Source organism: Mycobacterium sp. DL (assembly GCF_039729195.1).
Taxonomy (GTDB): Bacteria; Actinomycetota; Actinomycetes; order Mycobacteriales; family Mycobacteriaceae; genus Mycobacterium; species Mycobacterium hippocampi_A.
In genome coordinates, this window is record NZ_CP155796.1 from 3,056,546 (window position 1) to 3,066,833 (window position 10,288).

The window sequence follows — 10,288 nt, forward strand, 5'->3', positions numbered from 1 at the left end:
ACCCATGGCCGAGGCCTCTGGGGATCGACCGGGCGGCGGCGCTGCGACCGGGGATCTGGCACCGCAGGACCGGGTGCTGACGGTGCCAAATGCACTGTCGGTCGTCCGTCTTGTGCTGGTACCGGTTTTCCTCTATCTGCTGCTGATCGCCGAAGCGACGGGGTGGGCCGTCGCGGTGCTGGTGTTCAGTGGGGCCTCCGACTGGGCGGACGGCAAGATCGCCAGGCTGTTCGACAACCAGTCCTCGCGGTTGGGCGCGCTGCTCGACCCCGCAGTCGACCGGATCTACATGGTCGTCGTACCGGTCGCGATGGCTGCCGCGGGTGTGCTTCCGTGGTGGATCGTCGGGCTGCTCCTCGGACGCGACCTGGTGCTCGCGGCGACACTGCCGCTGCTGCGCACTCGCGGGCTGACGGCGCTTCCCGTCACCTACATCGGTAAGGCGGCGACGTTCGCGCTGATGTCCGGCCTCCCGCTGGTTCTGCTGGGGCAGTACGACGCCATGTGGGCACGGATCGTGCTGGCGATCGGCTGGGGCTTTCTGATCTGGGGTCTGGCCATGTACCTGTGGTCCGCGATCCTCTATCTGGTCCAGGTGGGAATGGTGATGCGCACGATGGAGCGAATGCGGCACCCGTGAGCACCTTGGGGGGGTACGACAACACGACCGGACGCAACGCCCACGAAGCGGGCCGTCCGACGCTGATCCCGGTGCCGTCACTTCTGCGGTCACTGCTGTCCGACCACCTCGATCCCGGCTACGCCGCCGCGGCGGCGGCGAAGGCGAGCCGACCGCGGAACAAGCCCACCGAGCGGATGTGGCAGCTGACGGCCGCGGTGGTCGTGGCCGGTGTGTTCACTCTCGCCTGGTCGCAAGCCCAGGCCACCGCGCCGGGGGAGCGCGAATCCCAGCAGGTGCTGGCGGCCAATGTGCGCTCGGCCGAGGCGGCCACCGATCAGATCGCCGATCGCAGGGACCGGGTCGCCGCCGAGGTGAACACCGAACGGCGCAGCCGGCTCGACGGTGACATCACCGGACGGCAACTGCTCGACGACCTCGACGAGGCGAACTCAGCGGCGGCGGCGGTGCCGGTGATCGGTCCGGGTCTGACCATCACCGTCACCGACCCGGGCATCACACCCGACCTCACCGACGTCTCGACGCCGCGTGTGGAGGGCAGCAGGCAGGTGATCCTCGACCGTGATCTGCAACTGGTCGTCAACTCGTTGTGGGTCAGTGGCGCCGAAGCCATCTCGGTGGGCGGGGTGCGAATCGGCCCGAACGTGACCATCCGGCAGGCCGGCGGCGGCGTCCTGGTGGACAATCAGCCGATCACCAGCCCCTATGTCATCCTCGCTGTGGGACCGCCCCGCGCGATGCAGGATGCCTTCACCAGAAGCGCAGGCCTGCGGCGCCTGCGGCTTCTGGAGACGTCCTACGGTGTCGGGGTGGCCGTCGCAGGCGGTGACGGGCTGGCACTTCCGGCGGGGTCGGTCCGAGAAGTCAACTTCGCCGACCCGGGTGGGCCCAATTGATCGGAATCGTCGCGCTTGTGGTCGGCATCGTGCTCGGTGTCGTCTTCCACCCCAGCGTCCCCGAGGTCGTCCAGCCCTACCTGCCGATCGCGGTCGTCGCCGCGCTCGACGCGGTGTTCGGCGGTCTTCGCGCGTACCTGGAGCACATCTTCGACTCCAAGGTCTTTGTCATCTCGTTCGTCTTCAACGTTCTGGTCGCCGCGCTGATCGTGTACGTCGGAGACCAGTTGGGCGTCGGTACCCAGCTCTCGACGGCGATCATCGTCGTCCTCGGCATCCGGATATTCGGCAACGCTGCGGCTCTGCGGCGCAGGCTCTTCGGGGCGTGACGATGACAGACCACCCGCCGCAGCACGCCGCGCAGTCACATCACGGGCGCCACGAAATGCCGCCGGAACGGGCCACTCCCGAGCGCACAGACGCGGTGCCCCGCAGTCGGTCGCAGGTCGTCTTCGGGGTGCTGGCAGTGCTGCTCTGCCTGCTGTTGGGCGTGGCGATCGCCACCCAGGTGCGCCAGACCGGCTCGGGAGATTCGCTGGAGACGGCGCGGCCCGCCGACCTGCTGGTGCTGTTGGACTCACTGCAACAGCGGGAGGCCGCACTCAACACCGAGGTCGCCGAACTCCAGCGGACCCTGAGCCAGCTCCAGGCCTCGGGCAGCGACGACCAGGCGGCGATCGAGAATGCCAGGGCTCGGCTGGCGGCGCTGTCGATACTGATCGGCAGCGTGCCGGCGACCGGCCCCGGTGTGACGCTGACCATCCAGGACCCCGCGCAGGGGGTCGCCGCGGAGACGGTGCTCGATGTGATCAACGAGCTGAGGGCGGCCGGTGCCGAGGCGATGGAGATCCGCGGAGGACGCACCGACGAGCCGGTTTCGGTGCGCGTCGGGGTCGACACCTGGGTGGTGGGGAGCCCCGGCGGCCTAGTGGCCGACTCCACGACGTTGAGCCCTCCGTATTCGGTTCTCGCGATTGGGGATCCGCCCACGCTGGCCGCGGCGATGAATATTCCGGGCGGGGCGATGGACAGCATCGAACGCGTCGGCGGCAGCATGGTGATACAACAGTCCGACCGGGTCGACATCACCGCCTTGCGGCAACCGAAACCCCGCCAATACGCTCAGCCCGTCAAATGACCAGAGATAGAGGAGCGCCGTGAGCGATATTCCCGCCGAGCTGTCTTACACAGCGGACCACGAATGGGTGCAGCGGACCGGCGATGACACCGTCCGGGTCGGTATCACCGACTTCGCGCAATCCGCGCTGGGAGACGTGGTGTTCGTCCAACTCCCCGATGTCGGAGCGGACCTGAAGGCCGGGGACTCCTTCGGCGAGGTGGAGTCGACAAAATCCGTGTCTGACCTCTACGCGCCCGTCTCGGCGAAAGTCGTTGCGGTGAACGGGGATCTGGAGGGAGACCCGCAGCTGGTCAACTCCGACCCCTACGGTGCGGGATGGTTGGTCGAATTGCAGCTCGACGCAGGTTCGCTGGAGGAAGGGCTGGGCGAACTGCTCGACGCGGAGGGCTACCGCGACCACGTGACGGACTGAGGTGTTGTTAGGGTCGTGCAGGCCGGATCGCAACGCGCGGATCCGGCAGTGGTGGACACAACTGTGTCCACTGCGCGGTACGGTCGATACCAGCGGCGCGACGGCTGGGGATCCGGCCGGGATATCGCCACAGCAGCCAGTGAGGAGCAGCGGGTGACGGACAAGGACTTCAACTCTGGGGCTGACTCGGACGAGGTCACCGTGGAGACCACATCGGTGTTCCGCGCCGACTTCCTCAACGAGTTGGACGCTCCGCCCGCTGCAGGCGGTGAGAGCGCGGTGTCCGGTGTCGAGGGACTGCCGGTCGGGTCGGCACTCCTGGTCGTCAAGCGGGGGCCGAACGCGGGGTCACGATTCCTGCTCGACCAGCCCACCACGTCGGCCGGTCGCCATCCGGACAGCGACATCTTCCTCGACGACGTGACAGTGAGCCGGCGCCACGCCGAGTTCCGGCTCGAGAGCGGCGAGTTCCAGGTCGTCGACGTGGGCAGCCTCAACGGCACGTATGTCAATCGGGAGCCGGTCGATTCCGCGGTTCTCGCCAACGGCGACGAGGTCCAGATCGGCAAGTTCCGCCTCGTGTTCCTGACGGGTCCGAAGGATGACGGCGCGGCAGGCTGAGCGACGCCCACCACCCGACACCACGAGCGGCGCTGACGCCAGATGACCCAACCCGACGCACCCAGGCTCAGTGGGATGTCGATCGGGGTCGTGCTCGATCTTCTCCGCGGCGATTTCCCCGACGTGACGATCTCGAAGATCCGTTTCCTCGAGGCAGAAGGACTGGTCACCCCGGAACGCACCGCATCCGGGTACCGGCGGTTCACCGCATACGACTGCGCGCGCCTGCGGTTCATCCTCACCGCGCAGCGGGACCAGTACCTGCCGCTGAAAGTCATCAAGGCCCAACTCGACGCGCAACCCGACGGCGAGATCCCCGAGACCGGGTCGCCGTACAGCGCGCCGCGCCTGGTGACGGTCAGCCAGAGTCAGAGCGACCCCGCTAGGCGGTCGGCCGCCCGGACGCAGGTGCGTCTGACCCGGGAGGACCTGGTCGACCGTTCGGGTGTCGACGACGAACTGCTGACGTCGTTGCTCAAGGCAGGCGTCATCACCCCGATCTTCAAGGGCGGCAGCACAGTCCTCTTCGACGAGCACTCCGTCGTCATCGCGCAATGTGCCCGGGCGCTGGCCGACTACGGCGTGGAACCGCGTCACCTGCGCGCGTTCCGCTCGGCGGCCGACCGGCAATCCGATCTCATCGCCCAGATCGCCGGTCCGGTGGTCAAGGCCGGCAAAGCCGGAGCGCGCGACCGCGCCGACGATCTGGCCCGCGAGGTGGCCGCGCTGGCGATCACGCTGCACACATCGTTGATCAAGTCGGCCGTACGCGACGTACTGGATCGCTGAGGACTAGACTCGCCGTGACGGGTTTTCGACGAATATTCGTGGCATTCGGGCATTTCCCAGGCCCTGGATGGAACTGAGCAGCACACCGGTGCGGAGGGCAGGCACAGATGGGTGAGGTTCGTGTGATCGGCATTCGAGTTGAGCAGCCCCAGAACCAGCCCGTCCTGCTACTGAGAGAGTCCAACGGCGATCGCTACCTGCCGATCTGGATCGGTCAGTCGGAAGCCGCCGCGATCGCACTGGAGCAGCAGGGTGTCGAACCGACACGTCCGCTGACCCACGACCTGATCCGAGATCTCATTGCCGCACTGGGCCATTCGCTCAAAGAGGTGCGCATCGTCGATCTGCAGGAGGGCACCTTCTACGCGGACCTGATCTTCGATCGCGACATCAAGGTCTCCGCCCGCCCGTCGGACTCGGTCGCCATCGCGCTGCGGGTGGGTGTGCCCATCTATGTGGAGGAAGCGGTCCTCGCCGAGGCGGGACTGCTCATCCCTGACGAGAACGACGACGAATCGACCGGCGCCCTGCGGGAGGACGAGGTCGAGAAGTTCAAGGAGTTCCTCGACAGCGTGTCGCCCGACGATTTCAAAGCCACCTGAGCGCACCGTCGGTGACCGGCTTGGTCACGAGTGCGTCTCGTCAGGTTCGACACGCGGGGCGCGTTTCTCCCGACACGGAATCGGGCAGCCATACTTGGTCGCGACGGGCAGTCACGGCAGGCCCTCAAGCGTATGCTCGACACAAGTTCGGGCTGGGGCGAACGTGCGCCACGCAGGTCATGACGCGGTTCGATGGCGATTGAAGGCGAAGGGATTCGACAAGTGGGAGACACGCCACGCCAGGAGGAACTGGACCTGACCAACGGCGCTCCGCAGGAGGACGGTTCTCCCAAAGTGGCCACCGAGCCCGTTCAGGGCGGACTGTTCCCCGACAATTCGGTGCCCGACGAACTCGTCGGTTACCGCGGGCCCAGCGCCTGCCAGATCGCCGGGATCACCTACCGCCAGCTGGACTACTGGGCGCGCACCTCGCTCGTGGTGCCCTCGATCCGGGGTGCCGCGGGGTCGGGCAGTCAGCGGCTGTATTCGTTCAAGGACATCCTGGTCCTCAAGATCGTCAAGCGTCTGCTGGACACCGGCATCTCGTTGCACAACATCCGCGTCGCGGTGGATCACCTGCGTCAGCGCGGCGTTCAGGATCTGGCGAACATCACCCTGTTCTCCGACGGCACCACGGTGTACGAGTGCACGTCGGCCGAGGAAGTCGTCGACCTGCTGCAGGGCGGGCAGGGCGTGTTCGGGATCGCGGTGTCGGGTGCGATGCGGGAACTCACCGGCGCGATCGCCGATTTCCCCGGGGAGCGCGCCGACGGTGGCGAGTCGATCCCGGCGCCCGAGGACGAACTGGCTTCGCGCCGCAAGCACCGCGACCGTAAAACCGGCTGATCACCGACGCTGATCGGCGGATGGACCCCGGTCACCGGTAGACTCGGTCGCGCATCGCCCTCACGCGGGAGAGTTCCGTGGTCGCCAGCCACGGACGCCGAAGGAGCAACACCTCTCCGTCAACCTCTCAGGCACCCAGGACCGCGCGAGACCCCGATGCCTCTGGAAAGCGGTGCGCTCGCGCACCCGCCCATGGGGAAAGGCTCCGGCGGCTGGTCGCTCAGTCGGTGCGGCCGAATCTCTCAGGCGCCCGGTTCGGGTCGACGACAGAGGGGGAGGAGCCGGTTCGCATGCGCTCCTCGCGCCCGCGGCAATCGTCGGGAGATGTCTGTCAGTGTCAGATTCCAGGTCCGATTCCAGCCCTGATTCAACCTCCGAGCTCCGCTTCGTCGACCGCCACATCGGTCCGGATGCGCAGGCCGTCGCGACGCTGCTGAGCACGATCGGCGTCCAATCGCTCGACGAGCTGGCCGCAAGGGCCGTACCCGCCGCGATCTTCGACCCGGTCGGCGCCGACGGAATCGCGCCCGGGCTGCAGAACCTGCCACCGGCAGCCACCGAGACCGAGGCGCTGGCCGAGTTGCGCGCTCTGGCCGACTCGAACACCGTCGCCGTGTCGATGATCGGGCAGGGATACTTCGACACCCTCACCCCGCCTGTGTTGCGGCGCAACATCCTCGAGAACCCCGCCTGGTACACCGCCTACACGCCGTACCAGCCCGAGATCAGCCAGGGCCGCCTCGAGGCGCTGCTGAACTTCCAGACGATGGTCACCGACCTGACCGGCCTGGAGGTCGCCAACGCCTCGATGCTCGACGAGGGCACCGCCGCGGCGGAGGCGATGACGCTGATGCAACGCGCGGTGCGTGGATCGAGCAATCGTCTGGCGGTGGACAGCGACGTGTATGCGCAGACCGCCGCGGTGCTGGCGACCCGCGCGGAACCCCTGGGGATCGACATCGTGACCGCCGATCTGCGTGACGGCCTACCCGACGGCGAGTTCTTCGGCGTGATCGTCCAGTTGCCCGGCGCCGGCGGAGGCGTTCACGACTGGAGCGCGTTGGTCTCCCAGGCCCACGAACGCGGCGCGCTCGTGGCTGTCGGCGCTGACCTGTTGGCGTGTGCGATGGTCGCCCCACCCGGCGAGATCGATGCCGACATCGCCTTCGGAACCACCCAGCGGTTCGGTGTGCCAATGGGATTCGGCGGTCCGCACGCGGGATACCTGGCTGTCCACTCCAAGCACGCCCGGCAGCTGCCGGGACGCCTGGTCGGTGTGTCGAAGGACGCCGACGGATCGTCCGCCTACCGGCTGGCACTGCAGACCCGCGAACAGCACATCCGGCGTGACAAAGCCACCAGCAACATCTGCACGGCGCAGGTGCTGTTGGCCGTGATGGCCGCGATGTATGCGAGCTACCACGGCGCCGAAGGGTTGACCGCCATCGCCAGGCGGGTCCACGGGAACGCCCGCTCGCTCGCGGCCGGCCTGCTCGCCGGCGACATCGAGGTGGTGCACGACGCGTTCTTCGACACCGTGCTGGCCCGGGTGCCCGGACGCGCCCGCGGGATCCAGGCGGCGGCCAAGGAGCGGGGCATCAACATCTGGCTGGTCGACGACGACCACGTCTCGGTGACGTGCGACGAGGCCACCACCGACGCCCACGTCGCGGCCGTTCTGGAGGCGTTCTCCGCGGCCGGCGCCGATGCTGCCGATTTTTCCGGGCCCGACATCGCGACCAGGACCTCGGCGTTTCTGACCCATCCCGCGTTCACCAGGTACCGCACCGAGACCGAGATGATGCGGTACCTGCGTTCTCTTGCCGACAAGGACATCGCGCTGGACCGCAGCATGATCCCGCTCGGCTCCTGCACGATGAAGCTCAACGCCGCAGCGGAGATGGAACCCATCACGTGGCCGGAGTTCGCCAGACAACATCCCTTCGCCCCCGCGTCGGACACTCCCGGACTGCGGCGGTTGATCGCCGATCTGCAGGCCTGGCTCACCGGCATCACCGGCTACGACGAGATATCGCTGCAGCCCAACGCCGGGTCTCAGGGGGAGTACGCGGGGCTGCTGGCGATCCAGGCCTACCACGCGGGGCGCGGTGACATGGGACGCGACGTGTGCCTGATCCCGTCCAGTGCGCACGGCACCAACGCGGCATCGGCAGCGCTGGTCGGCATGAAGGTCGTCGTGGTCGGCTGCCGGCCCAACGGCGACGTCGACCTCGACGATCTCCGGGCCAAGGTCACCGAACACGCCGATCGACTGTCGGCGCTGATGATCACCTATCCGTCGACCCACGGGGTCTACGAGCACGACGTGGCGGACATCTGTGCGGCGGTGCACGACGCGGGTGGCCAGGTCTACGTCGACGGCGCCAACCTCAACGCGCTGGTCGGCCTCGCCCGCCCGGGCCGTTTCGGCGGGGACGTCAGCCATCTGAACCTGCACAAGACGTTCTGCATCCCGCACGGCGGTGGTGGACCCGGCGTCGGGCCGGTTGCGGTCCGCGAACACCTGGCCCCGTACCTGCCCGGGCATCCGCTCGCCGAGGAACTGTCCGACAGGCTCACCGTGTCGGCGGCGCCCTACGGTTCGGCGTCCATCCTTCCGATCACATGGGCCTACATCCGCATGATGGGAGCCGACGGCCTGCGCGCGGCGTCACTGGTGGCGATCGCTTCGGCCAACTACATCGCCCGCCGACTCGACGAGTACTACCCGGTGCTGTACACGGGCGAGAACGGCATGGTGGCCCACGAATGCATCCTCGACCTGAGGGGAATCACCAAGGCCACCGGAGTGACTGTGGACGATGTGGCAAAACGACTGGCGGACTATGGGTTTCACGCGCCGACGATGAGCTTCCCGGTGGCGGGCACCTTGATGGTCGAGCCCACGGAAAGTGAGTCGTTGGCCGAGGTCGATGCATTCTGCGACGCGATGATCGCGATCAAGGCCGAGATCGACCAGGTCGGTTCGGGGGCCTGGCCGGCCGACGACAACCCGCTCCGGGGGGCACCGCACACCGCAGAGTGCCTTCTGGTCGCCGAGTGGAACCACCCCTACACCCGGGAGCAGGCGGCCTACCCTCTCGGTGCGGCGTTCCGGCCGAAGGTCTGGCCGCCGGTGCGCCGGATCGACGGCGCCTACGGCGACCGCAACCTGGTCTGCTCGTGCCCGCCGGTCGAGGCGTTCGCCTGATGGCCGGTACGGTGACCCCATGACAGGAGGGTCTGGGGAAGCTGCCGGCGCCACCCCGAAGCTGTTCATCTTCCCGCACGCCGGCGGGGCGCCGCAGTACTACGTGCCGTTCGCGAAGACCTTCACCACGGACATCAAACGCACCGCGGTGCAGTACCCGGGGCAGCGCGGCAAGCAGGATTTCGCGTCGTTCACGAGCCTGCCCGCCCTCGCCGACGAGGTCTGCAAGATGGTCTCGCCGGACAAAGACCACGGCGGCCCGGTGGTGTTCTTCGGGCACAGTATGGGCGGATTGCTGGCGTTCGAGGTCGCCCGCCGCTTCGAGGAGGCGGGCAATCCGATCGCCGCGCTGTTCGTGTCCGCGTGCGCGGCCCCCGGCCGGGTGGGCTACGAGGACGTGCCGGATGACGACGAAGGCCTTCTTGCCGCGGTGAGCACGATGACGGGCGCCAGCCCGGAATTCATGCAGAACCCGGAGTTCGCCGCGGCCATCCTGCCCACCCTGCGGGGGCTCAAGGCGATCGCCAACTACAACTGCCCTCCCGAGGTGAGGTTGTCGTCGCCGATCCATGCGTTCTACGGCGACGACGACGAGATCGCCACCACCGAGAAGGTGATGCCGTGGTCGGAGCGGACCACGGCGGGCTTCTCCGCCCGCGAGTTCAAGGGCCATCACTTCTACCTCAACGATCACCTCGGTGACCTGGTGCCCGACGTCGAGCAGCGGATCTGGGAGCGCTGCGGCAGCCGGCCCTGAATCGGGGTGTGGTCTTCGCCACATTCGCGCGAGGTCGCTGCGACACGCCCGGAGCACACCCGCACACGCCGCGTCGACGGTGCCGTCGCGCCCGATTTGACGCGGTCAGAGCCGGTTCTTACCGGAGAGTCAGGAAAAAACTCGACATGGAGGTGCATTCTCCGCAAACCCTTTACGCATGCGTCAAGGCGATAGGAGCACTGATTTCGGCAATCGTGCCCGACTATTCGCGCACCCGACCCTCACAGGGTCGAGCAACCGGGAAGGCGCGGACTAGGTGGGACGTTCCCGTCACTGGCAAAACTGTGAAGACGCTGTAAAGAATAAATTGCACACCCGCGTTTGCACAGTGCCGGCGAAATCCACGCTGAAC

General features: G+C 67.5%; 11 protein-coding genes and 1 riboswitch. All 11 genes read left to right on the forward strand.

Features of this window, described 5'->3' with window-relative positions; all coding sequences use genetic code 11:
- Positions 1 to 4: 4 nt before the first annotated feature.
- The gene (locus ABDC78_RS14615) at positions 5 to 640 is read left to right on the forward strand and encodes a CDP-alcohol phosphatidyltransferase family protein (RefSeq protein WP_178357311.1); all 636 of its coding nucleotides are present in this window, start codon (positions 5 to 7) and stop codon (positions 638 to 640) included.
- Positions 637 to 1,536 (forward strand): DUF881 domain-containing protein, encoded by a 900-nt coding sequence (locus ABDC78_RS14620; RefSeq protein WP_178357310.1) that lies wholly within the window; start codon positions 637 to 639, stop codon positions 1,534 to 1,536. The genes ABDC78_RS14615 and ABDC78_RS14620 overlap by 4 nt, the downstream gene beginning before the upstream one ends.
- Positions 1,533 to 1,865, forward strand: a complete 333-nt coding sequence (locus ABDC78_RS14625; RefSeq protein WP_178357309.1) for a DUF1290 domain-containing protein — start codon at positions 1,533 to 1,535, stop codon at positions 1,863 to 1,865. Before ABDC78_RS14620 ends, ABDC78_RS14625 begins: the two co-directional genes overlap by 4 nt.
- A gap of 2 nt (positions 1,866 to 1,867) precedes the next feature.
- On the forward strand, positions 1,868 to 2,674 hold the full coding sequence (locus ABDC78_RS14630; protein WP_178357308.1) for a DUF881 domain-containing protein: 807 nt from the start codon (positions 1,868 to 1,870) through the stop codon (positions 2,672 to 2,674).
- 19 nt (positions 2,675 to 2,693) lie between these two features.
- Positions 2,694 to 3,089, forward strand: a complete 396-nt coding sequence (gcvH, locus tag ABDC78_RS14635) for a glycine cleavage system protein GcvH (RefSeq protein ID WP_178357307.1) — start codon at positions 2,694 to 2,696, stop codon at positions 3,087 to 3,089.
- Positions 3,090 to 3,242: 153 nt separating this feature from the next.
- Complete coding sequence (garA, locus tag ABDC78_RS14640; protein ID WP_178357388.1) at positions 3,243 to 3,710, forward strand: glycogen accumulation regulator GarA; 468 nt, start codon at positions 3,243 to 3,245, stop codon at positions 3,708 to 3,710.
- A gap of 42 nt (positions 3,711 to 3,752) precedes the next feature.
- A complete protein-coding gene (locus ABDC78_RS14645; protein ID WP_178357306.1) occupies positions 3,753 to 4,499 on the forward strand; it encodes a MerR family transcriptional regulator in 747 nt (248 codons plus the stop codon).
- Between the two features lie 107 nt (positions 4,500 to 4,606).
- Positions 4,607 to 5,101 (forward strand): bifunctional nuclease family protein, encoded by a 495-nt coding sequence (locus ABDC78_RS14650; protein ID WP_178357305.1) that lies wholly within the window; start codon positions 4,607 to 4,609, stop codon positions 5,099 to 5,101.
- 222 nt (positions 5,102 to 5,323) lie between these two features.
- The gene (locus ABDC78_RS14655) at positions 5,324 to 5,947 is read left to right on the forward strand and encodes a MerR family transcriptional regulator (RefSeq protein ID WP_178357304.1); all 624 of its coding nucleotides are present in this window, start codon (positions 5,324 to 5,326) and stop codon (positions 5,945 to 5,947) included.
- A gap of 55 nt (positions 5,948 to 6,002) precedes the next feature.
- A riboswitch (glycine riboswitch) is annotated at positions 6,003 to 6,101 on the forward strand.
- A gap of 180 nt (positions 6,102 to 6,281) precedes the next feature.
- The gene (gene gcvP / locus ABDC78_RS14660) at positions 6,282 to 9,158 is read left to right on the forward strand and encodes an aminomethyl-transferring glycine dehydrogenase (protein ID WP_178357303.1); all 2,877 of its coding nucleotides are present in this window, start codon (positions 6,282 to 6,284) and stop codon (positions 9,156 to 9,158) included.
- A 19-nt stretch (positions 9,159 to 9,177) separates the two neighbouring features.
- Positions 9,178 to 9,915, forward strand: coding sequence for an alpha/beta fold hydrolase (locus ABDC78_RS14665; protein WP_178357302.1), 738 nt, complete (start codon positions 9,178 to 9,180; stop codon positions 9,913 to 9,915).
- The last annotated feature ends 373 nt before the right edge of the window (positions 9,916 to 10,288 follow it).